Origin of the sequence: Streptomyces ferrugineus, from assembly GCF_015160855.1 — a bacterium.
GTDB lineage: Bacteria > Actinomycetota > Actinomycetes > Streptomycetales > Streptomycetaceae > Streptomyces > Streptomyces ferrugineus.
Genome location: NZ_CP063373.1, coordinates 4,881,172 through 4,906,501, shown reverse-complemented (window position 1 = coordinate 4,906,501; position 25,330 = coordinate 4,881,172). Strand labels below are relative to the sequence as shown.

Annotated in this window: 19 protein-coding genes and 1 pseudogene; 10 read left to right on the top strand and 10 right to left on the bottom strand. The window is 69.1% G+C overall.

Annotated elements, in window-relative coordinates:
• The first annotated feature begins 11 nt into the window (after positions 1-11).
• On the top strand, positions 12-1,034 hold the full coding sequence (locus tag IM697_RS22390) for an LLM class flavin-dependent oxidoreductase (RefSeq protein WP_194049471.1): 1,023 nt from the start codon (positions 12-14) through the stop codon (positions 1,032-1,034).
• A gap of 206 nt (positions 1,035-1,240) precedes the next feature.
• Here the strand turns inward: IM697_RS22390 and IM697_RS22385 are convergent, their stop codons facing one another.
• From IM697_RS22385 to IM697_RS22350, 8 genes are all read right to left on the bottom strand, one after another.
• The gene (locus IM697_RS22385) at positions 1,241-2,653 is read right to left on the bottom strand and encodes an NF041680 family putative transposase (RefSeq protein ID WP_322734573.1); all 1,413 of its coding nucleotides are present in this window, start codon (positions 2,651-2,653) and stop codon (positions 1,241-1,243) included.
• A 210-nt stretch (positions 2,654-2,863) separates the two neighbouring features.
• Positions 2,864-3,193, bottom strand: a complete 330-nt coding sequence (locus tag IM697_RS22380) for a DUF4387 domain-containing protein (protein WP_194049470.1) — start codon at positions 3,191-3,193, stop codon at positions 2,864-2,866.
• Entirely contained in the window at positions 3,186-4,571 is a 1,386-nt protein-coding gene (locus IM697_RS22375) for an acyclic terpene utilization AtuA family protein (RefSeq protein WP_194049469.1), read from the bottom strand. Before IM697_RS22375 ends, IM697_RS22380 begins: the two co-directional genes overlap by 8 nt.
• Before the next feature lie 52 nt (positions 4,572-4,623).
• Positions 4,624-5,601 (bottom strand): phosphoglycerate dehydrogenase, encoded by a 978-nt coding sequence (locus IM697_RS22370; RefSeq protein WP_194049468.1) that lies wholly within the window; start codon positions 5,599-5,601, stop codon positions 4,624-4,626.
• The gene (locus tag IM697_RS22365) at positions 5,586-6,839 is read right to left on the bottom strand and encodes an MFS transporter (RefSeq protein WP_228044849.1); all 1,254 of its coding nucleotides are present in this window, start codon (positions 6,837-6,839) and stop codon (positions 5,586-5,588) included. Before IM697_RS22365 ends, IM697_RS22370 begins: the two co-directional genes overlap by 16 nt.
• Before the next feature lie 192 nt (positions 6,840-7,031).
• On the bottom strand, positions 7,032-9,119 hold the full coding sequence (locus IM697_RS22360; protein WP_194049466.1) for a hydantoinase/oxoprolinase family protein: 2,088 nt from the start codon (positions 9,117-9,119) through the stop codon (positions 7,032-7,034).
• Positions 9,116-10,771 carry a hydantoinase B/oxoprolinase family protein gene (locus IM697_RS22355; protein WP_194049465.1) on the bottom strand — a complete coding sequence of 552 codons (1,656 nt, stop codon included), beginning with the start codon at positions 10,769-10,771 and terminating at the stop codon, positions 9,116-9,118. The genes IM697_RS22360 and IM697_RS22355 overlap by 4 nt, the downstream gene beginning before the upstream one ends.
• Positions 10,768-11,919 carry a tartrate dehydrogenase gene (locus IM697_RS22350; protein ID WP_194049464.1) on the bottom strand — a complete coding sequence of 384 codons (1,152 nt, stop codon included), beginning with the start codon at positions 11,917-11,919 and terminating at the stop codon, positions 10,768-10,770. Before IM697_RS22350 ends, IM697_RS22355 begins: the two co-directional genes overlap by 4 nt.
• A 161-nt stretch (positions 11,920-12,080) precedes the next feature.
• Here IM697_RS22350 and IM697_RS22345 point away from each other — a divergent pair, with 161 nt between their 5' ends.
• The 4 genes from IM697_RS22345 (at position 12,081) to IM697_RS22330 (ending at position 15,378) form a co-directional block, all read left to right on the top strand.
• On the top strand, positions 12,081-13,055 hold the full coding sequence (locus tag IM697_RS22345) for a LysR family transcriptional regulator (RefSeq protein WP_194049463.1): 975 nt from the start codon (positions 12,081-12,083) through the stop codon (positions 13,053-13,055).
• A 76-nt stretch (positions 13,056-13,131) separates the two neighbouring features.
• Complete coding sequence (locus IM697_RS22340) at positions 13,132-13,851, top strand: GntR family transcriptional regulator (RefSeq protein ID WP_194049462.1); 720 nt, start codon at positions 13,132-13,134, stop codon at positions 13,849-13,851.
• 172 nt (positions 13,852-14,023) lie between these two features.
• Positions 14,024-15,028 carry an MmgE/PrpD family protein gene (locus IM697_RS22335; RefSeq protein ID WP_194049461.1) on the top strand — a complete coding sequence of 335 codons (1,005 nt, stop codon included), beginning with the start codon at positions 14,024-14,026 and terminating at the stop codon, positions 15,026-15,028.
• Positions 15,025-15,378 (top strand): hypothetical protein, encoded by a 354-nt coding sequence (locus tag IM697_RS22330; RefSeq protein ID WP_194049460.1) that lies wholly within the window; start codon positions 15,025-15,027, stop codon positions 15,376-15,378. The genes IM697_RS22335 and IM697_RS22330 overlap by 4 nt, the downstream gene beginning before the upstream one ends.
• 231 nt (positions 15,379-15,609) lie before the next feature.
• On the opposite strand, the gene IM697_RS22325 is transcribed toward IM697_RS22330, so the two are convergent.
• Both IM697_RS22325 and IM697_RS45940 read right to left on the bottom strand, forming a co-directional pair.
• Positions 15,610-16,440 carry a substrate-binding domain-containing protein gene (locus tag IM697_RS22325; RefSeq protein ID WP_228044993.1) on the bottom strand — a complete coding sequence of 277 codons (831 nt, stop codon included), beginning with the start codon at positions 16,438-16,440 and terminating at the stop codon, positions 15,610-15,612.
• A 99-nt stretch (positions 16,441-16,539) separates the two neighbouring features.
• Positions 16,540-16,608, bottom strand: a pseudogene (locus IM697_RS45940) (hypothetical protein); the annotation flags it as partial.
• A gap of 527 nt (positions 16,609-17,135) precedes the next feature.
• Here IM697_RS45940 and IM697_RS22320 point away from each other — a divergent pair.
• From IM697_RS22320 to IM697_RS22300, 5 genes are all read left to right on the top strand, one after another.
• Positions 17,136-18,473: an ABC transporter substrate-binding protein gene (locus tag IM697_RS22320; protein ID WP_228044848.1), complete on the top strand. Its 1,338-nt coding sequence runs from the start codon at positions 17,136-17,138 to the stop codon at positions 18,471-18,473.
• Entirely contained in the window at positions 18,473-19,432 is a 960-nt protein-coding gene (locus IM697_RS22315) for a carbohydrate ABC transporter permease (protein ID WP_194049458.1), read from the top strand. Before IM697_RS22320 ends, IM697_RS22315 begins: the two co-directional genes overlap by 1 nt.
• Positions 19,429-20,316, top strand: a complete 888-nt coding sequence (locus IM697_RS22310; protein ID WP_194049457.1) for a carbohydrate ABC transporter permease — start codon at positions 19,429-19,431, stop codon at positions 20,314-20,316. Before IM697_RS22315 ends, IM697_RS22310 begins: the two co-directional genes overlap by 4 nt.
• A 108-nt stretch (positions 20,317-20,424) precedes the next feature.
• Positions 20,425-22,740 (top strand): glycosyl hydrolase family 65 domain-containing protein, encoded by a 2,316-nt coding sequence (locus IM697_RS22305; RefSeq protein WP_194049456.1) that lies wholly within the window; start codon positions 20,425-20,427, stop codon positions 22,738-22,740.
• Between the two features lie 175 nt (positions 22,741-22,915).
• Complete coding sequence (locus tag IM697_RS22300; RefSeq protein ID WP_322734570.1) at positions 22,916-25,132, top strand: exo-beta-d-1,3/1,6-glucosidase; 2,217 nt, start codon at positions 22,916-22,918, stop codon at positions 25,130-25,132.
• The last annotated feature ends 198 nt before the right edge of the window (positions 25,133-25,330 follow it).

Below are 25,330 nucleotides of genomic sequence, written 5' to 3'. Positions count from 1 at the left end.
TTGAAAGCGGTATGAAAAAGATCGGGTTCCTGTCCTTCGGACACTGGACGCCGTCCCCGCACTCGCAGACGCGCTCCGCGGCGGATTCCCTCCTCCAGGCGATCGACCTCGCGGTGGCCGCGGAGGAACTGGGCGCCGACGGCGCGTACTTCCGGGTCCATCACTTCGCGCGGCAGTACGCCTCGCCATTCCCGCTGCTCGCGGCCATCGGCGCGCGTACCAGCCGGATCGAGATCGGCACCGGCGTGATCGACATGCGCTACGAGAACCCGCTGTACATGGCCGAGGACGCCGGCGCCGCAGACCTGATCTCCGGTGGTCGGCTGCAGCTCGGCCTCAGCCGGGGATCACCGGAGCAGGTCATTGACGGCTGGCGCCACTTCGGGCATGTGCCGTCCGAGGGGATGACCGACGGCGACATGGCACGCGCCCACACCGAGCGCCTCCTCGATGTGCTCCGGGGCGAGGGGTTCGCGCGGCCCAACCCCAATCCGATGTTCTCCAACCCGCCGGGGCTGCTGCGCATCGAGCCGCACTCCGAGGGCCTCAGGGACCGTATCTGGTGGGGGTCCGGCTCGAACGCCACGGCGGTGTGGGCGGCCACGCTCGGGATGAACCTGCAGAGCTCGACCCTCAAGGACGACGAAAGCGGCGAACCGCTGCACGTCCAGCAGCGCAAGCAGATCGAGGCCTACCGTGCGGCCTGGCGGGAGGCCGGGCACACCCGCGAGCCGCGGGTGTCGGTCAGCCGCAGCATCTTCGCACTGATCGACGACCGTGATCGCGCCTACTTCGGCCGTGAGAGCGACTCCAAGGATCAGATCGGCTACATCGACGCCAACACCCGCGCAGTCTTCGGCCGCTCCTACGCCGCCGAGCCCGATGTGCTGGTCAAGCAACTCGCCGACGACGAAGCCGTCGCCGTCGCCGACACCCTGCTGCTCACCGTGCCGAACCAGCTCGGGGTCGCGTACAACGCCCACGTGATCGAGAGCCTCCTGACCCATGTCGCTCCGGCACTGGGCTGGCGCTGAGCACAGGGGGTAGGGCGTAGGGCGTGCCGGCCTGCATGACGGCCACTTCGGCAGCCAAGCGCTGCCGCCAGGCACCTCCGGGCCGGTCGCCGGGAGGTGCCTGACGCGGCCCAGCGGTGGACGCCCACAGGATGTCGCCGCCGGCCGAGTAGCAGGCCGTTCAAACGCATCCGGTTCGCATACGGACCGGGACCTCAGCTTGATCATTAACCTCGCTGCTGTTTCAGGCGGACGTGTTCGGTGAGGGTTTCGATTCGTTTCACGGTCTTCCCAGGCTCGTGACGTGGGGCTGGCCTGCGGTTCTTCGAGCCGGGTGGGCGTCCGGGTCCGGGCTTGGAGGGTCTGGGCACGTCGGCGGGACGGGCGGTCTTCACGCGGAGGTGGCGGAACCCTCGGCGGACTCGGGCGGGGGTGAGCCGGCGCGGCTCGGAGGGCCGTTCCCAGGGGCGGCGGAGGTCCTCGGCGAGGGGCCGGGCGAGGCGGAGTTGGGTGTGGGCGGCGATGATCAGCCAGGTCCACAGGTCGGCCGTGTGCGGATCGCGGACCTTGGGGACGGTCCAGCCCAGGGTCTGCTTGAACAGCCGGAAGGTATGTTCAAGATCGAATCTGCGGAGGAACGCCTGCCAGCGCAGGTCGACGTCCTGGCCGGTCATGCCGGTGCGCGAGGACCACATCCATACCGGCTTGGGGTCGCGGTCACCAGGTAGGTGCTCGACCTTCAGCCGGATCAACGTGCCGTGGATCAGAGGGAGTTCGCCGCAGTGGTCGAGCCAGGGGCCGCGGGCCTGCAATCGGGGGTGCATCCGGTCCCAGGCGAGGGCTTCGGCCGTGCCGTAGCGGGTGGTGTCGCAGGTCGTGGCTTGGTCGGGGGTGTGCCAGGTCTCCGGCTTGGAGAAGGTGAGGACGCCGCCGTGCTTGCGGGGCTGCCCGCCACGCGGGGAGGAGCGGCGTGGGCCGGCGTCCCGGAGCATGACGCGGTCCGAGCGTAGGCGGCCGACCAGTTCGACGGGCAGGTCGGCCAGGACGTAGGCGAGGCGGGTGACGTCGTAGCCGGTGTCCATCACGACGAGGATGTCTGCGTCGCCCGGCTGCCACTGCCCGGCGTGCACCAGCCGGGTGACCACCTCGCGCAGCTGGGCGGCGGTCACCGCGGTGGCATCGTCGCACGACCCCAGCCGGATCGCGTCCAGCACGGCCGTCCATGACGTGCGTCCCGTCTCCAGGGCGGCGACGAAGGAGTAGGGCCAGCCGGGGATGAACTGATCCGCGCTGCGGCCCCGCCCGTAGACGTGGCAGAACAGCAACTCCGGGCTGGTGGGGGCGTCGGGTCGCAGCCAGTTGCTCACGTCCACCGCGAGCACGATCCGCCCGTCGGCGGCGCGTGGCAGCGGCGTGGCGGCCAGCAGCCTGCGCAGGCGGCGCGGTTCCAGCCAGCCGTGGTTGACCGCGTCGTACATCGCTCCGTGCCCGCGCCGGTGCTCGGCGGTGAGCGTCAACTCGACCAGCGACGTCACCGGGCCGTCCGAGCACAGCACCGCGTCGGTGAGCTCGAAGAGCGCATCCGCCCGGGTGTAGAGGCAGTCGTAGAACTCGACACGAAAGTGGGACAGGACGCCCACCGCGGCGTCAGCGGACTGTTCAGCGGCGAGACTCTTCACCAGCGGCCGTTCCTTCACGCGACGTTGCTCGACACCTCGAAGCGTGAAGAACGGCCGCCCTGTTGTCCCTGGAACGAACCAAGATCAGCGGGTCAGGTGAACGGCCGAGGTTAAACACCAAGCTCAGGCCACGTGGGACGGACGGCGATGTCCACCCGGCCCCAAGCGTGTTCAGGTCGCGGGCACGAGCAGCGTCGCCAGGGGAACGTGATGCTGTCCGGAGTGAATGTCACGGTCGCGGAGGGATGCCTGGCTGACCGGGCGCGGGAAGGAGATCTTTACGACGTTCAGCGACGGGATGCGGAACATCTGGATCTCGGTCTCGTCGACTCCGTAGAGCTCGGCGACCGTGTGCTCGTTGAGGAACGACTCGTCGGCGGCGATGGCGTAGCTCTCGGCGTCACGCATGAACAGTTCCATGGTGACCCAGAAGGGCCCGGCGTTCTTGGACCGGACCTCGAAGGCCAGGTCTCCGAGCGTGGTGGGGCCGGACTCAGCCATGGCGCGGGGTCTCCTCGATCTCGATGCGGAACATGTCGGTGGGGGTGGTGGTGTCGACGGCGTGGTTGAGGACGAACTCGTACGCGGGGCCGCGCTCGATCTCGGCCGGGGAGGTGGCGAAGGCCAGACTGGGCAGGTAGTGCATGTCGGCAGTCGGCAGGTGCAGCATCAAGGGGTTCGCGATCTTGGCGACGGCGGTGGCGGTCTCCTGGTCCGGCGCGTTGACGAGGAGCATGACTCCCACCTCACGGGGCGGGCCCTGGGCCGGGTCGGCCTGCTCCAGTACGGCGTTGTGGCCGTAGAGGCGTACGTCGAAGGCGTACTTGTCCTCGCCGAGGCCCAGAGTCTGCTCCACCCGCTGCGTCAGCACCGCGCGCAACAGGTCGGCCCAGTCGTCGATCTGGGCGAGGATGTGCGGGTCCCGGACGGCGCTGAAGGACATCGTCTCGTAGCCGGTGACGCGCGCGCCCTCGAGCTTGACGGTGTGCTGGTCGGCAACGTGGAAACGCGAACCCTCCACGCGCACCGTGCGGTCGTCGAGGGCCGTGTAGGTGGCCTCGCTGACGTCGAGGGTGCCGTCGGGCTCACGCATCCGGAAGGGGTTCACGGTCTCGTAGAGCATGTGTGCGGCGACCAGGATGGGGGTGCAGGCCGCGGTCGGGTCGAGCGGCTCGATGGTGAAGCCGTCGGTGTCGATGGTGGCCAGTACTCCACCGGCCCTTGGGTCGCTGGTGCATTGTCCGCCGCATTCGACGATCTTGGAGGCGTGCCAGGTCGGTCCGGCCGGCATCCCCTTCATGAGGGGGTAGGCGGCCGCGACGGCCGTGTCGGTGGCCCGTCCCGCCAGCACGACCTGGGCGCCGGCCTCGATCGCGGCGACGATCGGTTCGTGCCCCATCATTCCGACGATGTGGGTGCAGCTGTCGAGGGTGTCCGGCTGGAGATCTCCCAGTGGCGGCAGCGGGTGGATGCGGCCGGCCGTCAGTTGCTCCTTGAGGCGGTCGGCGTCCTGCTCGCTGTAGATCCGCGCTACCGGGAGGCTCAGTCCTTCGTCTGCCTGGATGTCCGCGACGATCTCGGAGACCCAGTCGACGCCGTTGTCGGTGCCGCTGGTACCGCAGGAGCCCACGATCAGCGGGATGCCGGCGCGTGCCGCGGCTTTCAGCAGCACGCGAAGGTCGCGGGCGACCGCCGCGCGGGTGGTCTTGGGCTGCGACGCACCGAGGTAGTAGGGGCCGGAGTCGGTGCTCCCTCCGTCCACGGCGATCACGTCGGCGCCCAGTTCCAGGCCGCGTTCGACGGTGGCCTCGGGAAATCCGGCTCCGAGCATGCCTGTTGGTGTGAGGACCCTGACGGAACGGGCCGGTTCGTTGTCCATGGGTGTTCTTCCTTACCTGTCGGTGTGGGGTGAGTGGCATGGCAGGGGTGTGTCATCCGTCCGGCTGGGTCTGGGGCAGCAGGTGGGTGTTCACGGGGAATCGGGGGCGGCCCGCGAGGGCGGCCATCACCTCGGCCGCGCCCTCGATGCCGGCAGCCGCGCGTGCTTCGGCGGTCTGTCCGGCGAGGTGGGAGTAGACGACGATCCCGTCCACGTCCCGCAGCGGGCTGTCGGCGGCGAGCGGCTCGTCGCCCACCACGTCGAGCGCCGCTCCGGCGATCCGTCCCGTGCGCACGGCGTCGGCCAGTGCCTGCTCGTCGACGATCGCTCCGCGAGCCGTGTTGACCAGGATCGCCGTCGGCTTCATCCGGCCGAACGCGGTGGCGTCGAGGAGTCGTCGCGTCCGGTCCGTGAGCGCGGTGTGGATCGACACGTAGTCGGCGGTCGTCAGCAGCTCGGGAAGTCCGACGAACCGCACCGACGGATCGGTGCGCTCGTGCTCCGGCACACCGGTCGTGCAGAGGACACGCATGCCGAACGCCTGGGCCAGCGGTACGACGGCACGGGCGGCCGCGCCGTACCCGAGCAGGCCGAGAGTGGACCCGCGCAGTTCACGGCCGTCCTGCCTGGGCCAGCCACCGGCCCTGACCCCGGACGCGCTCTGCACCAGGCGCCGTGCCGCGGCCAGCAGCAGACCGAGGGTGTACTCGGCCACGGCGTTGGCGTTGATGCCCGGCAGATTGCTCACCGTGATGCCGAGCCTGCCCGCGGCGGCGATATCGATCGAGTCATGGCCTACGCCGGTCCGCACGACGGCGCGCAGGCGGGGAGCTCGGGACAGGACGTCGGCGGTCAGGGGCTCATTGGCGACGAGTGCCGCGTCGATGCCGTCGAGGAGGGCGACGAGTTGCTCGGGGTCGCGTCGGCCGGCCATCGGTGAGTGGACGGTCGTGTGGCCGTGTGTCCGCAGGTACTGGTCGACCTCGTCGCCGGGCCGCAGGTAGTCCGTGGTGATCAGGATGTGGGCCATGTGTTCCTCGTCTCCTGCCGCTGTGCGAGTGCGGGGGCTGTGCGCCGCTGGAGTGCGCTGATCCTGGTGACGACGGTGATCGACAGCGCGGCGACGACGGCGATGTCCAGGAGCATCAAGCGCCAGCCGTTGACGTCGACCATCGCGCCGACCAGCGCCGGACCCAGGAAGCCGCCGCCGGCCCAACCGACGGTGTACAGACCGGCGTAGGTGCCGAACACGCGTGCCGAGGGTGCGAGGTTCCACAGGACGACCACCGCGTTGACCAGGAAACAGGTCGCACCGGCTGCCGCGATGCACAGGGCGACGGTGGCTCCCGTCGCAGTCTGGATGAGCGTCCCCAGCACCATGGCGCCGGCGAAGACCGACATACCCGCGGTCATGACCCGAAGCCGTCCGTAGCGCTCGGCGAGCACGGCGGCCGGGTAGGCGGCCACGATGAACGCGAGACCGCTCGGCAGGGTGAGCCCTCCGGCGGCGCCGCGTGACATGTCGAGCGCTTCCGTCCCGTACGGCGTCATCAACGACCTGGACGCGGCCCAGGCGCTGCCGAAGAGCAGAATCGCGACGAGGAGCAGGAGCCGGCGGCGGTCGGTGTCCTTGAGGATCTCCAGGAGGGTGTCCCTGACTCGTGGCTCGGCGCGCCCGTCCCTGTGTGTCTCGTCGCTTTCGGCCAGCGCGGCGCGGTAGGCCGGGGACCGGCTGTCGCGCACGGTGCCGGCGAGCACCGCGATCGAGATCAGCATGATGATCGCGGGGATCGCGAAGGCGAGGCTCAGATGGTTGTCGACCAGGAGGACGCTGATGACCGCCGCGACGATGGCCGTCAGACTCGACGCGATCTTGACTGCGGCATTGGCCCGGCTGCGCCGCTCGGGCGCGATGAAGTCCGGCACGAGTGCTTCGGCGATCGGCTTGAACGTGTTCGCCACGAGCGCGTACGAGAACATCACCGCGATCAACAGCGGCAAGGACGCCGCCGTGTGCGGGATGACGACGAACAGCACGGCGGCGATCGGCATTCCGACGACCAGGTAGGGCATCCGCCGCCCCCAGGAGGTCCTCGTGCGGTCCGACCGGTTGCCGATCCACGGCTGGATGAAGATGCCCAGCAGGTTGTCCATGCCCATCAGCAGACCTACGACGGCTGCGCTGGCGAGGTGCTCCCACAGGAGCGGCGGAACCTGAGATTCGTAGAAGTTCCAGGTCGACTCCTGTGCGAAAACCGCGAGAGCCACCAGGAACGTGATGCGCCGAGTCCCTTGGCGCTGCCCTGCCGACGTCGTCGTCATGAGGATCGTCCCTTCGTGCCGCCACCGACCGGGGCAGCTACTGAATGAGGTGGTTGGTGCGGGCCTGTGGGGTGAGGTGATGGGGGACGATCGACCCCCGCGGCTCCGGCCCACTGTTGCTGTCAAGTCGTGCGGCTTCTAGGAGGCGGTACCGGTGCGGTCGAACTCGACGACGAGGGTCAGGTCGTCGGTGACCCTGATCCGGCATTCCGGCCCGAAGGAGCAGGATGTCTCGCGTTCCTCGAAGACCGCGGGTCCTGCCATCTCGGCTCCCGGTGTGAGTTCGTAGCGGTCCCACACCGTGGCCTCGAGCACTCCGTGTCCCGGGAAATGGACCGACCGGACACCGCGGCGTGCCGTCCGGCCTCGCGCGTACGTGCTCTGCATCGACGACACTTCGCGGCCGGGTCGCCGCAGCGCGAGGCGCCAGTTGACGACCTCCGCGGGTCCGTGGAGGGAACGTCCGAACGCCGCACGGTACGTGGACTCGAAGGCGGTATGGATGGCCACGAGGTCGGACGGGCCCAAGTCCTGTGCGGGCAGGTCGACTTCGATCTCGAAGCCCTGGCCGAGGTAGCGCATGTCGACCGAGCGGCGCACCTGCACCGGTTCCGGATCTCCCGGCCCGAGTGTTCCAGTGGCGCGGGTCATCATCGCGTCGTACAGCGTGGCGACCTGGTCCCAGTCGACGTCGGCAAGAGGTGACGGCAGGCTGCGGACCTCGTCGACGGTGGGTGCGGCGGTCAGCAGCCCACAGGCGGACATGACTCCGGCCCTCATCGGCACGATCACCTTGGACATCTTCAGGGCTTTCGCCAGTCCGTAGGCGTGTGCGGGTCCGGCCCCGCCGAAGGCCAGCAGTGCGCAGTCGGCAGGGTCCCTGCCCTGCTCGGACAGGTGCATACGGGTGGCGGACGCCATGTTCTCGGTGACCACCTCCACGATCCCGGCAGCGGCGTCGGTGAGTTCGAGTCCCAGAGGAGCGGCCACTTCACGGGTCAGTGCCTTGTGGACCTCGGCCGTGTGCAGTCGCATCTCGCCGCCCAGGAAGGTCTCCGCGTCGAGATGGCCCAGCACCAGGCCGGCGTCCGTGACGGTGGGCCGCTCGCCCCCACGGCCGTAGGCCACGGGACCCGGCACGGATCCGGCGCTGCGGGGTCCCACCTTGAGCAGCCCGAGCGTGTCGGGTGCCGCGATCGACCCTCCTCCCGAACCGATCTCGATCATGTCGACGACGGTCAGGCGCACGGGCAGTCCGGAGCCCGGTTTGAACTTGTCGACCCGGCCCGCCTCGAAGTCGTGCCTGCGTCGCGGTCGGCCCTCCTGGACGACGGCGATCTTCGCCGTGGTACCGCCCATGTCGAACGAGACGACATCCTCTTCCCCCAGCGTCCGGGCCAGGGCGGCCGCGGCGATGAGGCCGGCGGCGGGGCCCGATTCGAGCAGCCGCACGGGGACCTCCTTGGCGTCCTCGACCGTGGTGATGCCGCCGCCGGAGAGCATGACGCGAAGGGGCGCGTCGATCCCCATGGTGGCCAGGTCGGCGCGCAGTTCGTCGAGGTAGCGTGACATCAGGGGCTGGACATAGGCGTTCAGGCAGGCGGTGCCGGCACGTTCGTACTCGCCGATGACCGGGGCCACGGCGCTGGAGAGGGTGACGGGGAGGTCCGGGTGCGTCCGCGCGATCAGATCGCGCACGCGGTGCTCGTGCCCGGCGTTGCGGTAGGAGTGGAGCAGGGCCACGGCCAGTGCCTCGACGCCCCGGCCCACCAGGTCCTCCACCGCCGTACGGACGGCGCTGTCGTCGAGTGGTTCGAGTTCGCGTCCGTCGGCGGTGATGCGGCCGGGTACACCGCGCCGCAGGTGACGCGGCACCAACGGCTCGGCCGGCCGGGCGTGCAGGTCGGTGGTGTCGAACCGTGTCTCCCGTCCCATCTCCACCACGTCGCTGAAGCCGCTGTTGGTCAGCAGGCCGACCACGGCTCCGGTGCGTTCGAGCAGCGTGTTCGTCACCAGCGTGGTGCCGTGCACGATGTCCGCGACGTCACCGGGGGATGTGGAGGTCTCCTCCAGCAGACGGTCGATCCCGGCGGTGATCGCCTCGTTGGGGGCGTGGAGTGTGGTGGGCAGTTTTCCCGGCCACGTCAGACCGCGGCGCGGATCGTGGAGCACCAGGTCGGTGAAGGTTCCGCCGACGTCGACACCGATCCGGACCGTGCCGCTCATCGCCCCGCCTCCTCACGTGCCCTGTGTTGGTGCCGCGCGAGCGGAATGGTGTAGCCGGCGATCTCGTCGGCTACGAGAAGTTCGGGCTCACGTTCCTCGGCCTCGCCGAACCCGCCACCTCCGGCGAACGAGATCACGACCGAGGAACCGGGAGCCAGGCGGGTGACAGACTTCAGGGGGACGCGTTCACAGGAGTCCAGGACGGCCTGTGCGGTGGCGCCCGGCTCGCCGCCGGCGAGGCCGAGTGCCGGATACTGCTCGCGGTCTCCGAGCAGGACCATCTGGACCGGGCGGCTCGTCGGGTTGCGTACTTCGATGTCCTGGCCCAGGCCACCGCGGCGGCGGCCCCGTCCGCCCGATCCGGCGCGCAGTTCCTTGCGGAGGAAGTGCAGCGGGGACGCGGCCTCCAGGGCTTCGATGCTGCCGCTGCCGGAGTTCGTCGGGAAGGCAGTCGTGGAGAGCCCGTCCGTCTCCTGGGAGGCGCCCATGCCGGCGTTGGCGAAGAGCATCAGGCTGAAGGGGCGGCCACGGTCGTCGACGCCGGCGAGGCGGACGCGCAGGGCGGGCGCGCCTCCGCTGTCGGCGATGACGCGATCGGGCAGGACCGGTGCCAGCGCCTGGTAGACGGCGCACGAGAGCAGGTGCCCGGTGAGGTGCCTGGCCACGACCGGCGCGGGGAAGGCGGGGTTGACGATCGTGCCCTCGGGTGCGGAGACCCGGACGGCGCGGTAGGAGCCCCAGTTGGTGCGGGTGGACGGGTCGAGCAGGATCTTGAGCGGATACATGGAGTAGGCGCGCGTGTAGTTCAGGGTCGAGTTGGTCGCGAACGGCACCTGCGGTGAGCTACCGGTGTAGTCGATCTCGACCTCGTCGCCGCGGACGGTCACCGTGCACTCGATGTGCGTGGGACGGCCCTGAACGCCGTCTGCGTCCAGGGCGGAGCGGTAGACACCGTCGGGCAGTTCCCGGACGGCGGCACGCATCGCGGCGTCGGTCACCGCGTGGACCTGGGCGGCGAAGTCCTCGAAGTCCGGTTCGTCGAAGTCGGTGAGGAACTCCTGGGCACGCCGTCGGCATACGTCGTGCGCCGCCACCTGTGCTTCGAGGTCGCCCCACACCTGGTCGGCCAGCCGCACATTGGCCAGCAGGAGGTCCTTGACGCCCTGCTCGACCTGCCCGGCGCGCAGGAGGCGCAGCGGCGGGATCAGGAGGCCCTCGGAGATCAGCTCGGTGGCGCCCATGGAGGGTGTGCCGCCGATGTCGGCCGCGTGGGCCACGGTGCCGGCGTAGGCCACGAGCCTGCCCTGGTGGAAGACCGGGGTGACCATGGCGATGTCGGGCAGGTGACCGGTGGCGATCCACGGATCGTTCGTGATGACGCAGTCGCCGTCCTGCCACTCGTCGGCCGGGAATCGCTCCAGGACCACAGCGGTGAGCGAGCTCATCAGAGCGGCGAAGGCCGGGATCCCGGCCCGGGACTCCGCCATCGTGCGGCCCTGGCGGTCCATGAGGACGACCGTGTAGTCGTTGGACTCCCGGATGATCGTCGAGAACGCCGTGCGGAGCATCGCGGACGCCGCCTCGTCCGTGGCCGCGGCCAGCCGGTCCCACCGCACTTCGAGACCCACCGGGTCGCAAACGGGTACGGTCATGACGCCGCGACCTCCTCGTCGAGCTCGCGAGCGGCCCTGGCACCCGCCGCCGCTCCCCCGCTGCCGTCCGGCCCTGCCGCGATCCGTGCGGCGACGGCCTTTCCCAGACCCACCGTGGTGCCCGTGCCGCCCAAGTCCGGGGTGGCCGCCTCGGGCTGCTGGTCGAGCACGCTCTCGATGGCGGCCATGATGTGTGCGGCCGCTTCCCGCTCGCCGAGGTGGTCGAGCATCATCGCGCCGCTCCAGATCTGTCCGACGGGGTTGGCGATGCCCAGGCCGGCGATGTCCGGAGCCGATCCGTGGACCGGCTCGAACAGGCTGGGCCAGGTCCGGTCCGGATTGATGTTCGCGCTCGGGGCGATGCCGATGGTGCCGGTGCAGGCGGGCCCGAGGTCGGAGAGGATGTCGCCGAACAGGTTGCTGGCGACGACGACGTCGTACCGGTCGGGCTGCAGCACGAACTTGGCCGTCAGGATGTCGATGTGGTCCTTGTCCGCGGTCACGTCGGGATAGCGCGCGGCCATCTCGGCGGCGCGCTCGTCCCAGTACGGCATCGAGATCGAGATGCCGTTGCTCTTCGTCGCCCAGGTCAGTCGCTTGCGGGGGCGGCTGGAGGCGAGGTCGAAGGCGTAGCGCAGCACCCGGTCGACGCCGGTCCGTGTCATGACGGTCTCCTGGACGACCGTCTCGCGGTCGGTGCCCTCGAAGATCCGGCCGCCGATGCTGGAGTACTCGCCCTCGGTGTTCTCCCGCACGACCCAGAAGTCGATGTCCCCCGGCCGGTGATCACGCAGAGGACTGCGGACGCCGCGCAACAGCCGGACCGGACGCAGGTTGACGTACTGGTCGAAGCCGCGCCGGAACTGAAGGAGGCTGCCCCACAGCGAAACGTGGTCGGGAACCACCTCGGGCCATCCGACCGCGCCGAAGTAGATCGCGTCGAAGCCGCCGAGGACGTCCCGCCAGTCCTCGGGCAGCATCCTGCCGTGCTTGAGCCAGTACTCGGCGCTGGCGAAGTCGAACTCGGTGACGTCGAGCGCGAACTCATGGACATCGGCGGCTGCCTGGAGACACCTCAGGCCCTCGGGGACGACCTCACGGCCGATCCCGTCGCCCGGAATCGCGGCGATGCGATAACTCTGCGGCACGAATTCACTCCTCAGCACACGAGCAGATGGGGGGACGTCGAACGGGGTACGCGCGAGACGCTCAGGGTCTGCAGGGCCCCGCCGACGTGCGACCTGCGGAACACCCTGGCCAGCTGCGATCGCCACTACAAGGCCGCGGCAGGCAAGGTAGGCTTTCTCGCATGGAAAGCGTCCGTCGTTCCGGACAGCCCGGCGGCTCGTACCGTTCCTCCCTGGACGACCTCCAGTTCTTCCAGGTGGTCGCTTCGAGCGAGACCCTCACCGCCGCGTCACGGGAACTCGGCTGCTCTCTCCCCGTCGTCAGCAAGCGCCTCAGCGCGCTGGAGCGTCGCCTCGACGTCCGACTCGTCCAGCGCGGCGCCCGACGCCTCGTCCTGACGTCGGAGGGCGAGCAGTACGCGGCGCGCGTGCAGAGCATCCTCGACCAGGTGCGGGAACTCGAGGACTCGATCACCGATCGTTCCGGGGGGTTGCGCGGCTCCCTGCTCGTCGAGGCCACGATCGGCCTCGGGCGCACCCATATCGCCCCGCTGCTCGGCGAGTTCGCCGAAGCCCACCCCGACCTGCACGTCCGGCTGCAGACCTCGGCGCTCCCACTGCGACCGCACCGCCGGGAGTTCGACGTGGCCGTCCACGTGGGCGCGCCGCCCGACTCCTCGTTGCGCATGCGCCGCCTCGCCGAGAACCGGCGCGTGCCGTGCGCGGCGCCGTCCTACCTCGCCGAGCACGGCACGCCGAGCAGCATCGAGGACCTGGCCCGGCACAACTGCATCGTGCTGCGGGAGAACGAGAGCGACTTCGCGCTCTGGCGGTTCGGGGACACGGAGGGCACCCGGCACCTGCGCGTCCATGGCAGCCTCTCCAGCAACGACGGTGAGGTGGTGACCGGCTGGGCTCTGGAGGGCCGAGGCATCATCATGCGTTCGCAGTGGCACGTCGGACCGCATCTCGATCGCGGAGAACTCGTGCGGGTGCTTCCGGACGTGCCGACACCGCCGGCCGACATCTACGCCCTGATCGCGGATGACACCCACATTCCGCAGCGAGTCAGCCGACTCATCGACTTCCTCGCCGCACGGCTCCCGCGCCGGCTGCGCCAGCCGGCCGAGGGGGACCGGGTCCTCCCCGCTGAGTAGGCCGACGCGGCCGACTCCGTCCGAACTGGCCGACCGCAACATATTGAATGATGCTGTAGCAAATACGGTATTGCACATGGGACAGCTTCCGCACCTCGCGGCTTCCGCGACACTCGGCGATCAGGCCTACACGGCGATCCGCGAGGCGATCATCTCCGGTGTCCTCGAAAGGGGCCAGAAGGTGACCGAGCGGGGCCTGGCCGAGTCACTGGACATCAGCGCGACGCCCGTACGAGAGGCGCTGCGACGGCTGGAGCAGGACCGCCTGGTCGAGAGGACGGGCCCGCGCTCCGTCCGTATCTCGAAGTTCGCGGAGGAGGAGCTGCGGGAGTTCACCATGATCGGGGACTCGCTCCGCGCACTGGCGGCCCGCCTGGCGGCCGATAAGTCGACCGCCAGCCAGCGGCGGGAGATGCGCGCGGCGCTCGACAGCGCCGACGAACTGTGCGCCCGGGCCGCGGACAGTGAGCCGGGCAGCGACGAGGAAGGGGAGCTGATCCAGGAGATCCTGCACCGCATGCGGAAGTTCCACGCCTTGGTCGACCAGGCCAGCGGCAACTCGACACTGCTGCAGATGCTGCAGATGGTCGACGCCTTCGGGGCCGACGAACGGCGCAGCACGGTGCTGTCCGAGATCAGCGGTGACCGGCGGAGCGCCGTGGAGGAGCGCTACCGCCAGCATCGCGCCATCTTCGACGCCATCGCCGCCGGCGAAGGGGGCCTGGCGGCGGATTTGATGAGCGCGCACAGTCAGGCGTCCAGTGACTCCCTGATCTCGGGCCGCTTCCCGGCCTGAGACCGAAGGGCACCGACGACACGGGCCCCTCACAGGCCGCTGTCCCTGCTGGAAGCTATAGCAAATAACAACTGGGATCACCTGGGATCACCGGCATCGCCGGTGCCAGGACCGCCCGTGGTTCGTCCGCGGGGATGTCCGAGTCCCAGGCCCTACGCCCCAGGAGCCGTCCATGCCCCTTGCCGAGGAACTCAGTTCCTACGCCCTGTCCTTGAGCTACGGCGATCTGAGCGCGCACGCCGTCCACACCGCCAAGCAACGCCTCGTCGACAGCCTCGGGTGCGGGCTCGGAGCCTTCGACGCCACGCCCGTACGCAACGGCCGCGCCTTCGCCGAGGCGTACCTCTCCCCCGCCTGCACGGTCCTGGGCACCCGGCAGACCACCACGCCCGACATCGCGGCCTTCGTCAACGGCACGATGGTGCGCTACTTCGACTTCAACGACGGCTACATCGGCAAGGAAGTCGGGCACCCCAGCGACAACGTCCCCGCGTGCCTCGCTGTCGCCGAGGCCGAGGGCTCCTCCGATGCGGACCTCCTCCTGGCGATCGTGCTCGCCTACGAGATCCAGTGCGGCTTCCAGGACGCGGCGAACCTTCACCGCGGAGGGTGGGACCACGTCAACTACGTACTGCTGGCCTCGACCATCGCGGCGGGCCGGCTGATGCGGCTCTCCCAGCGGCAACTCACCGACGCGATCAACATCGCCCTCAACAGCCACATCGCCATGCGACAGGTGCGCTCCGGGGCGCTCTCCCAGTGGAAGGGCAGCTCCGCGCCCAACGCCGCCCGCAACGGCATCGTCTCCGCGCGCCTCGCACAGCACGGCTTCACCGGACCGTCCCCCGTCTTCGAGGGCCAATCCGGCTTCAAGAACCAGGTCGTCCGACGCCAAGCAGCAGTTCGGGATCGAGGTCGACCCCACCGCCCTCCACGGCGTGCCCGTCCAGCTGGTCATCGGCCGGAACGATACGGGCAGCGCCGAACTCGCGCCGCCCGACGCCCGCGGTCCCGCCCCGGCGGGGAGCAACCGCGTCGAGCGCATCCACGCGCTCCACGCCAACTGGCGCGATCACGGCATCGACGCGCGCCTCGACACGGTCCCCACACGGCTCACGACCACTTCGCCGTTCTGCCTGCGGTGCGGCGCTTCCTCGCCGCATGCCTGGCCCGGTGAACCGCGCCATGGTCGCGTGCGAACTCGATCCGCGGATCGCCGAAGTACTCACCAGCGGCGAGATCGAACCCGACCTGCGCTCGTTGCGCGCGCCTTCGGCCGACCGCCCGGTCGCCGATCCGCTGGTGCGTGACGACGTCGCGCCGCTCAAGGGCCGGTTCCTTCCTGTCCGTCTCTACCAAGGCACCCGCGACGACTGTGTCATCGTCTTCTTCCACGGCGGCGGCTTCGTCAAGGGAGACCTGGACTCGCAGGGAGGAACCGACACTCCCCCACGGCTACTTCAAGTACGCCGGGATCTCTGCGGCGGCGAGGGACGCGGTCGTCCGCATGAACACGGCGTTCCGTGACCTCCTGGACGACCTGGCCCTGGCGAACCCGGCCCTGTCTGTAGAGGACACGTGCACGCCCAGGAACCGGGCAAGTTCCGCCGACGCCAGCTGCCCGGCCTCGCCCCGTGACGGGAGTCGAGCGCGGGCCACGACGGGTGCGCAGCTGGACGCAGGCCCGCCTGAGCACCTCCAGTACTCCGTGCGCGTCGAGACGGGAGCCCGCTACGGCCGCGAAGCCTGACTAGGAACTCATAGGGGCACGGTGCTTTCCCGGACCACGAGGGTGGGCCGGAGCAGGACCTGTTCGGCCTTGGCGTCCGGGTTCTTGAGCCGGTCGAGGAGGAGGCGCATGGTGTGTCGTGCGACCAGTTCCAGTGGCTGGGCGAGGCTGGTCAACCCCGGATCGACGAGGCGTGCGCCGACGCTGTCGTCGAATCCCACGACGCCGACGTCACGGCCGACGGCCAGTCCCCGCTCCCGGCACGCTCGGAGCGCACCGATCGCAATCGTGTCGCTGACGCACACGAATCCTGTCGGCGGCGTCTTCCTGTCGAGGAGTCGACCGGCGAGCTCCCGGCCCGTGCTGATCTCGTCGGGCCCGCCGACCGCGAGTTCACGGGTCGAGAAGCCGTGTGAACGCATGGCCCGGCGCCAGCCGGACTCCCGGTCGTCCCCGAACCCGCTGGGCCCGTCCAAGCCCAAGTAGGCAATGCGCCGGTGACCGCGTTCGGCGAGGTGGTCCACGGCCTGCTCCATACCGGCGGCGCCGTCGACGTCGACCCACCACGTGTCCGACATGGGATGCCCCCAGGGGCGCCCGAAGGAGACGAAAGGAATGCCGCGTTCGCGCAGGAAGGTGATACGAGGGTCGTGGTCCTGGGTGGAAGTGATCACGAAGCAGTCGACGGTATTCGTGCTGAAGATCTCCTCGATGACCTGGATCTCCTCCTCGTCGGTGGCGGCGGGGTGGCAGAAGACCGCGTGGTCGGCTCGGCTTGCCGCTACCGAGAGTTGGTAGAGATAGCTCTCCCATACCCCGCCCGACTGACGTTCGGCGGTCGGCCACAGCCGAAAGCCCACGGCCCGCGGAGACTGCGTTCGCAGAGAACGCGCAGCCTGGTTGGGTCGGTAACCCAACTCGTCCACCGCTTTGAGGACCCGACGCAACGTTGTCGGGCTGAGACGGTCCGGGGAGTTCAAGGCGTAGTGAACGGTCTGCTTGGAGACTCCCACCCGCGCCGCCACCATGGCCATGGTCGGCCTTGACGACCCGGACGTTCCCTCAGCGGCCGGTCTCCGACCGCGCCTCGGAGCCGATGGTTGATCGGTAAAACCCATCCGCCCATTCTGGTGGGCAGGAGGCGCGACGGTCAAGGATGTTCGACCGCCCGCCCCTATGGTCGCGCCGATCAGGCCGCGGGATTGCTGCGGGCTGTCGTAGAGCGTCCCTCGAGTGTGTCACGAGTATGCCTCGCGCCGCTGAGAACACCCGTGACCTGGTGGAAGGTCCGCGAAGTTGTCAGGGGCATGCTGGGACCCTCTCGATGATGCCCCACGGCGGGCGGCGCTCCGACGGTGCCGCCAGGTGCGTGCAGACCCCTTGACTTGCTGCGGCAAACGCCCCTACGGTCCCCGTTTTATCGGTAACACAGAAGTTATATCGATGGCACCGAGGGCCCGCGAACCCGCGCCCACAAGCTCGACCAGGCGCCGTGACGCGGCGAAACGCACAAGGGCTGCTCTACGGCGACGTACCGTCAGCGGAAGGGACGACTGTGTTCAGACGCAGGAATGTGATCAAGGAGGCGGCTGCCACCACGGCCGTGGACCGCCGCAACCTCCTCAAGGCGGGCATGTTCGCCGGTCTGGGCTTGGCCGCCGCGCCCGCGCTCGCGGCATGCGGCGGCAGTTCCGCAGCGGGTGGACCTGGACTGAAGTGGGCGGGTTGGGACGGGCCGCCCCAGTCGGAGGTGTTCCGTCGGTTCTCCGAGAAGATGACCGAGAAACTGGGCGTGAAGGTCACCTACCAACAGGTCGTGGGTGACTACCTCTCCAAGCTGTTGCCGCAACTGTCGGCCGGCGCTGCTCCGGACGCCTTCTACGTCGGTGACATCTACATGGCCAAGCTGATCGAGACCAAGCAGCTGCTCGACCTCACCGACTACCTGGACAGTGGCGACGCCGCGGTCAAGCTCGACGACTTCCACGAGGGGCTGTACCAGTGGTGCCGGCCCGCAGACGGCAGCCCCGGGCTGTTCGGGCTGCCCGTGGACTGCAGTCCGTTGGTGTTCTGGTTCAACAAGGACCTCCTGGCCGAGGCGGGCGTCAGCACCGACCCGGCTGCCCAGTTCGAGGCGGGCACCTGGACCCAGGACGCGCTGACCGACCTGCTCGACAAGGTCCGCTCCACCAAGAAGAGGGGTCTGGTACTCAATGGCAGCAACTGGTTCGACTGGTTCGGCTGGATGTCCACCTTCGGCGGGACGCTCTTCGACGAGTCCGGTAAGGCGGTGTTCGACGCCGACCCCAAGTCCCAGGAGGCGCTGGCGTGGCTGTTCGAGCAGTTGAAGTCGGGAAACATCACCTACTCCGGCGCCCTCCCGCAGGGACAGGGCGCTGACGTGCTGTTCTACGCCGGCCAGCTGGCCTGCCTCACCTACCCCCGCGTCATCCTGCCGAACATGAAGAAGGTCAAGTTCGGCTTCGACATCGCCCCCTTGCCCTCCCTGTCCGGTAAGGACGTCATGCCGGTACCGGTCAACACGGCGGCGCTGTCGGTCAACGCCAAGTCCAAGAACCAGGCCAAGGCGCTGGAGTTCCTCGGCAACTTCCTGAACGCCGAGGGGCAGAGGTTCCGCCTGTCCGGCGGCGGCAACGCGGTGCCGTCGATCAAGGGCCTGGACGACGTCGTCACCGAGGGCAACGTGCCCGCGCACGGCAGCCTGTTCAACGACGTCGCGGCCAAGGGCTACGCCGTCCCCAGCGCGATCGCCAGCAACGCGAAGGTCGCCAAAGAGCTCCCGGTGCTGGTGGACAAGATGCTCAAGGCGGGCAACGAGACGCCGCGTTCGTTCAGCGGCAAGGTGGTCAAGCTGATCAACGGGGGCGCCTGATGGCCGTCAGCAGCGCCGGTTCCCGGGCCCGGGCGCGGCTGACGTCCGCGGACCCGGACGTCCACCCGGACCGCCGGAGCCGGCGTCGGCGAGGCCGGGACACGGCCGCGGGATACCTGTTCCTGGCGCCCCAGTTGCTGGGGCTGGTGGTGTTCATGGTCGGCCCACTGCTGTTCGCCCTGGTGCTGGCGTTCTACCACTGGGACGGGTTCGGCACCCGGTCCTTCGCCGGCCTGTCCAACTTCACGGAGGTCGTGTCCGACCCGCGCGTCCAGCGCTCGGCGGTCAACACCGTCTGGTTCACGGTGTTGCAGGTGCCGGGACTGATGCTCACGGGATTGTTCTTCGCCCTGCTGATGCAGCGTGCCGGCAAGCTGACCCCGGTGTACCGGCTGGCGTTCTTCGCCCCGGTGATCACCTCTTCGGTTGCGGTCGCGGCGATCTGGCTGTGGCTCTTCAACCCCGACATCAGCCCGGTCAACAACGCGCTACGCGGGATCGGGCTGCCCGCGCCGAACTGGCTGCAGGACGCCCGGTTCGTCATTCCGGCCTTCGCGATCGTCGGGATCTGGCAGGGCCTGGGCTACCAGCTGATCATGTTCATGGCCGGGCTGCAGAGCATCGACCGCTCGTTCCTGGAGGCCGCCTTGCTGGACGGCTGTTCGGAGTGGCAGAAGCTGCGGCACGTCACCATCCCGCTGCTGTCCCCGACCATCCTGTTCCTCTCCATCACCTCGATCATCGGCTCCTTCCAGGTGTTCGACTACATCTACGTCTTCTTCGACGACAGGGCTCCGGACTCCGCCCGCACCATCGTCTACGAGGTGGTCCGGATCGCCTTCGGTGAGTTCGACTTCGGGGCGGCATCAGCTCTCGCCTTCCTCCTGTTCCTGGCCCTGCTCGTAGTCACCGGCTGTCAGCTCGCAGCCCAGAAGAGATGGGTCCACTACACAGAATGAGTACTTTCTCCAACCCCATCAGCCGCGCGGTCACGACCGCCAAGGGCGCTTCCGGCTCCGGCCGACCCGCCCGTCGCAGACTGCTGCTGCACGCGGTCCTCGTCGTCTGCGCCATCGGCATGGCGCTGCCGTTCGCCTGGATGCTGTTCTCCTCGTTCAAACCCCTGGGCGAGATCTTCATGCAGCCGCCCAAGCTCTTGCCCCAGGACTGGACCGAGCAGGGCTACCGCACCGCCCTGGGCGGGGCCGACTTCGTCCGCGGGTTCTGGAACAGCACCTACATCGCCCTGACGGTCACGGCGGTCTCCCTGCTCACCTCGGCGATGGCCGCCTACGCGTTCGCGCGGATCGACTTCTGGGGCCGCCGCCCGCTGTTCATGGTCTTCCTCGCGACCATGATGGTCCCCGGCCAGCTCACGATCATCCCGCTGTACATCATCATGGGCTGGCTGGGCTGGGTGGACACCCATGCCGCAATCATCGTGCCGCCCGCACTGTTCAACGCCTTCGGCGTCTTCCTGCTACGCCAGTACATCAAAGGCATCCCCCGGGAGTTGGAGGAAGCCGCCCAGCTCGACGGCGCCGGCCGGGTCCGCACGTTCGTGACGATCATCCTGCCGCTGCTGCGCACCCCTCTCACGGCGTTGGGGATCTTCACCTTCCTCGCCCAGTGGAACAACTTCTTCTTCCCGCTGATCTTCCTCAACAGCTCCGACAAGTTCACGCTGCCGCTGCTGGTCAACCAGTTCAAGGGCCAGTACGTCTCTGACTGGCCCGCGCTGATGGCCGCCACGACGTTGCTGGCGGCACCGATGCTGATCGTGTTCGCGTTCGCGCAACGCCAGATTGTCGAAGGCATCGCCCTGTCGGGCTCCAAGTCCTGAGTCACGCACGTGCGTAAGGCCGGTTCCCTCCACTCCGGGCTACGCCCAGGCCACCCAGCGCTCCCCGCCCACGAACCCCACGACAACACCCATCCGAGAAAGGCACGCATGACCCCCCACGGAGACCTCTCCGACCAGGACAACCCCACCCACGACCCGGCACCCGCGCGGTCCCAGCACGATCCTCCCGGTCACGACGACCACACCACCACCGCCACAGAAAAGTCCCGGCCCGACACCGAGTGGACGCTCAGCACCACCGAAACCGACGACGACTACGCGCCGACCTTCCTCGGCAACGGCTATTTCGGCGGCCGGATCCCCGCGGCGGGGACGGGATACGCGACGACGCCGATCGAAACCCAAGCGCACCTGGCCGGCTTCTTCGCCCAGGACGGCCCGATCGAGAAGTACGCGAACCTCCCGACCTGGTCCACGCTCGCGTTCTCCGACGAGTCGGGCACCTACGGCCGGCTGCCACAGGCGGCACGGGCAGGTGAACAGGATGACCGGGAGCAGGGAGCGGTGAGCAACTACCGGCAGACACTGGACCTGCGGGCCGGCTTGCTGACCACACAGGCGACGTGGACCTCACCGGCGGGCCGCCGCACCGATCTCACGTACCAGGTACTGGTCCACCAGGCCCGGCACCGGGTGGCCGCGGTCCAGCTTACCTTCACACCGCACTGGAGTGGCGGCGCGCGTGTGTTTGGGATCTTCGACGGGACCAGCGCAAGGCTGACCGAGCGGTCGAGCAAGGGCTACGACGGTACGGCGGCCGAGTCGTACGAGACGGTGACGACGCTCGGCACGCATATCACCGCAGCGCTCGCGTCGCGGCTGGAACTGCCCACCGGGGTGGCGGCACACGTCGCCGAGTTCGAGACCGACCAGGTCCAATCGGTCGGTGTGCAGGCAACCTTCGATGTGCAGGCCGGCAGCACGTACACGGTCACCAAGTACGTCGGCGTGGCCGACTCCCAAGACTCCGCAGACCCGCTGTCGGCTGCTCGCGCCGCCGCAGCGGACGCGGCGGACACCGGGTACGGGGAGCTGGTGGCCGAGCACGAGGCGGCGTGGGCCGACCTGTGGCGGGCCGACATCGAGGTCCTGGGGGATCCGGTGCTGCAGCTGCAGGTCCGCGCGAGCATGTTCTACCTGCTGGAGAGTACCCGCGCCGGGGTGAACTGGAGCCTGTCCCCGTGCGGCCTGTCCGGCGACGGTTACAACGGGCACGTCTTCTGGGACACCGAGACCTGGATGTATCCAGCGCTGCTGGCCCAGCATCCGGACATCGCGGTGGGTGTGAACACCTATCGGCAGCAGCGTCTGGCCGCGGCCCAGGAGTACGCGACCCGAACGGGGTTCGCGGGTGCGAGGTTCCCCTGGGAGAGCGCGCTGCACGGAGACGAACAGACTCCACCCGGCTTCGAAATGGGGGACCTCGAGCACCACATCACCGCTGACGTCGCCCTCGCCCACTGGCAGTACTACCTCGCCACCGGCGACCGCGGCTGGCTCGCCGAGAAGGCCTGGCCGGTGCTGAAGGGTGCCGCCGAGTTCTGGGTGAGCTCCGCCGTTCCTCATGACGAAGGCGGCTATGACATCAAGCAGGTGATGGGTCCGGACGAATACCACTTCCCGGTCGACAACAGCGTGTACACCAACGTCGCGGCCGCGGAGACCCTGCGGATCGCCACCCGGGCGGCAAAGGTCGTGGGCGTGGCCGCGGACCCCGAGTGGGACCGGGTCGCCGACGGCCTGCGGGTCCCGTACGACGACGATCTGGGCATCCATCCGCAGTACGACGGCTACGACGGCGACACCGTCAAGCAGGCCGACGTGGTGATGTTGCAGTACCCCTGGGAGCACCCCATGCCCGCCGAGGTCGCGCGGAACGATCTCGACTACTACGTGCCGCGCACCGACCCCGACGGCCCGTCCATGACCGACTCCATCCACTCCATCGCCCACGCCGCACTGGGTACGCCCTGGTCCGCCGCCTACCGCTTCATGCGGCGCAGCGTGGACCCGTTCATACGCGGGCCGTTCAACCAGTTCGCCGAGCAGCGTCACGGAGGCGCGTTCACGTTCACCACCGGACAGGGCGGTTTCCTCCAGGTGTTCCTTTACGGATTCAGCGGGATGCGCTGGCGTGCGGACCGGCTCAGGCTCGACCCGACCCTGCCGCCTCAGTTGGACGGCCTCACCCTGCGCCGGATGGTGTGGCAGGGACGCGAGTTCGACGTGGCGATCGGCCCGGAGGACACCACGATCACGCTGACCGGAGGTCTCCCGACGACAGTCGAGATCGCGGGCGCGACACACCCACTGCGTCAGGGCGCGCCGCTGATCCTGCCGACCCGCCGGCCTGACCTGCTGCCCAGCAGTGAGCTTGCCGGCAACGCGTCGAGGAGAGCGTGAGGTCGAACTCATGAGTTCAGAAGCACACCGGAACCCGGCAACCGCGTGCCATGGGTCAGGATCAGAGTTCTCCTCCCGCCCAGATCACCCTGCGGGGTCAGGGACCGCGACCGCGCCGCCCTACCGGGACCCTTCGAGACCGCTCGAGGAACGCCTCGAGGATCTGCTCGCCCGCATGACGCTGCCGGAAAAGGTCGGACAGATGCTGCAGTTGGACGCCCGGGGCGACTTGAAAGACATCGTGGCCACGAAGCTGGCCGGGTCGATCCTTCATGCCTCGCCCGAGCGCATGCACGCTGCCGTCGAGCTGGCGGCAGCCACCAGGCTGGGGATACCGCTGCTCGTCGCTGACGACTGCATCCACGGCCATTCGTTCTGGCCGGGTGCCACGATCTTCCCCACGCAGTTGGGGATGGCCTGCACCTGGGACACCGAGCTCGTCGAGCGCATGGCCCGGGCCACCGCGGTCGAAGTCGCCACGACGGGTATCCACTGGACCTTCTCGCCGGTGCTGTGCGTCACCCGCGACCTGCGATGGGGCCGTGTGAACGAGACCTTCGGCGAGGACCCGCTGCTCATCGGGGAGTTGGGCGCCGCGATGGTCCGCGGATACCAGGGAGCGGGACTGGACGACCCGACAGCAATTCTGGCCTGCGCCAAGCACTTCGCGGGCTACTCGGAGACGCAGGGCGGACGCGACGCGAGCGAGGCGGACCTGAGTCGGCGCAAGCTGCGCTCATGGTTCCTGCCGCCGTTCGAGAGGGTCGCTCGCGAGGGCTGCCGCACGTTCATGCTCGGCTACCAGGCGATGGACGGGGTCCCGATCACGGCGAACACGTGGCTCCTGAACGATGTCCTCAAGGGCGAATGGGAGTTCACCGGCACGCTCGTGACCGACTGGGACAACGTGGGCCGGATGGTGTGGGAGCAGAAGGTCTGCGCGGACGCCGTGGAGGCCGCGGCGGTCGCGGTGCAGGCCGGAAACGACCTGGTGATGACCACACCCGACTTCTTCGGGGGCGCCCAGGAAGCAGTCGCGCAGGGGCGACTGCGAGAGGAGGAGATCGACGAGGCGGTCCGGCGGATCCTGAAACTGAAACTGGAACTGGGCCTGTTCGAGGACCCCCGCGCGCCGGACCGGGCACGCCAGGCCGACGTGATCGGGTGCGCCGAGCACACCGCCCTCAACCTCGAAGTCGCCCGGAGATCCCTGGTGCTGTTGCGCAACGACGGCACCTTGCCCCTCGACGGCGGACAGGCCGTAGACGGTCAGGGTCACACCGTCACCGCCGGGGCCCCTCGCACGATCGCCGTGATCGGTCCCAACGGCGACGACCCGCAGGCCATGCTCGGCGACTGGGCCGGCGCATCCGGTCAGGTGGACTGGATGCCGGACGGGCACCCGCGCGAGACGATCACGACGGTGCTCGACGGGTTCCGCGCGGCCGTCCCTGACGGCTGGACGGTCACCTACGCCCGCGGCGCCGACATCGGGCGCCTCGTGCCGGACCCGCAAGGACCGGTGTACCCCGACGGGCAGCCCCGTCCGCCCCTGTTCGCGCCCGCGCCCGTCGACGAGGCTCAGATCGCGGAGGCGGTGAGCCTCGCGCGCGCGGCTGATTACGTCGTCGCCGTCGTCGGGGACACCGTCGCGTTGACGGGTGAAACCTGCTCGACCGCGACCCTGGAGCTGCAGGGCGGACAGGTCGTCCTCCTCGAGGCACTCGTCGCCACCGGCACACCCGTCGTCGTGGTGCTGCTCCACGGCAAGCCCTCGGTGCTCCCCGACGCCGTGCTGGCGGCGGCAGCGCTGATCGAGGCGTTCAACCCGGGCATGCGAGGCGGTCAGGCGGTGGCCGAGCTCGTCCTCGGTCTCATCGAGCCGTCGGGACGCCTGCCCCTGTCCGTGCCACGCCATGTCGGGCAGCAGCCCGTCTACTACAACCAGGTGCGCGGCCAGCATGGTGACCGTTACGCCGACCTGACCCAGGAACCCCTCTTCGTCTTCGGGGAGGGTCTGTCCTACAGCACGGTCGAGTACTCCGACCTGGCCGTTCTCGACGACGTCGTGGCATGGGACGGCGTGGTGCGCGCCGAGGTAACCGTCTCCAACACCGGCGCCCGGCCGGTACTGGAGACCGTGCAGGCCTACATCAGCGACGTGGTCACGAGCGTCACTTGGGCGGAGCGGGAACTCAAGGCCTGGCGGCAGGTCACGGTCCCACCCGGTGACAGCGTGCGGGTCCGGCTGGCGATCCCCGCCGCGGCATGCTCCCTGGTCGACGCCGAAGGGCGCCGGATCGTCGAGCCCGGAGCGTTCGACCTGCTCGTCGGCCCCAGCTCACGCGCCGCCGACCTGCTTCGCGCCCGTTTCACCCTCAGCCGGCCATGACATCCGCCGCGCTGCCACGGTTCAGCGAGCTGCGGTGCAGCTACGACTTCTTCGCCAAGTGCATCGTCCCGTCGCGGTTGGCCAGAATCCCCATCCCACAGCTCCCCCCTGTGGTCTGCGCCACACACCACCCATGTCGCTCCGTGAGCGGCATCGGCAGGCCGTCGTGACACAGCCACGCGTTCCCACCACGAGGAG

Bases quoted from the DNA above. Each gene is read 5' to 3' on its own strand.
- IM697_RS22335 (WP_194049461.1), top strand. From the start codon at position 14,024: ATGCCCCTTGCCGAGGAACTCAGTTCCTACGCCCTGTCCTTGAGCTAC.
- IM697_RS22340 (WP_194049462.1), top strand. From the start codon at position 13,132: ATGGGACAGCTTCCGCACCTCGCGGCTTCCGCGACACTCGGCGATCAG.
- IM697_RS22390 (WP_194049471.1), top strand. From the start codon at position 12: ATGAAAAAGATCGGGTTCCTGTCCTTCGGACACTGGACGCCGTCCCCG.
- IM697_RS22300 (WP_322734570.1), top strand. From the start codon at position 22,916: ATGACGCTGCCGGAAAAGGTCGGACAGATGCTGCAGTTGGACGCCCGG.
- IM697_RS22370 (WP_194049468.1), bottom strand. From the start codon at position 5,601: ATGGCCCACATCCTGATCACCACGGACTACCTGCGGCCCGGCGACGAG.
- IM697_RS22380 (WP_194049470.1), bottom strand. From the start codon at position 3,193: ATGGCTGAGTCCGGCCCCACCACGCTCGGAGACCTGGCCTTCGAGGTC.
- IM697_RS22345 (WP_194049463.1), top strand. From the start codon at position 12,081: ATGGAAAGCGTCCGTCGTTCCGGACAGCCCGGCGGCTCGTACCGTTCC.
- IM697_RS22315 (WP_194049458.1), top strand. From the start codon at position 18,473: ATGGCCGTCAGCAGCGCCGGTTCCCGGGCCCGGGCGCGGCTGACGTCC.
- IM697_RS22375 (WP_194049469.1), bottom strand. From the start codon at position 4,571: ATGGACAACGAACCGGCCCGTTCCGTCAGGGTCCTCACACCAACAGGC.
- IM697_RS22360 (WP_194049466.1), bottom strand. From the start codon at position 9,119: ATGAGCGGCACGGTCCGGATCGGTGTCGACGTCGGCGGAACCTTCACC.
- IM697_RS22310 (WP_194049457.1), top strand. From the start codon at position 19,429: ATGAGTACTTTCTCCAACCCCATCAGCCGCGCGGTCACGACCGCCAAG.
- IM697_RS22355 (WP_194049465.1), bottom strand. From the start codon at position 10,771: ATGACCGTACCCGTTTGCGACCCGGTGGGTCTCGAAGTGCGGTGGGAC.
- IM697_RS22305 (WP_194049456.1), top strand. From the start codon at position 20,425: ATGACCCCCCACGGAGACCTCTCCGACCAGGACAACCCCACCCACGAC.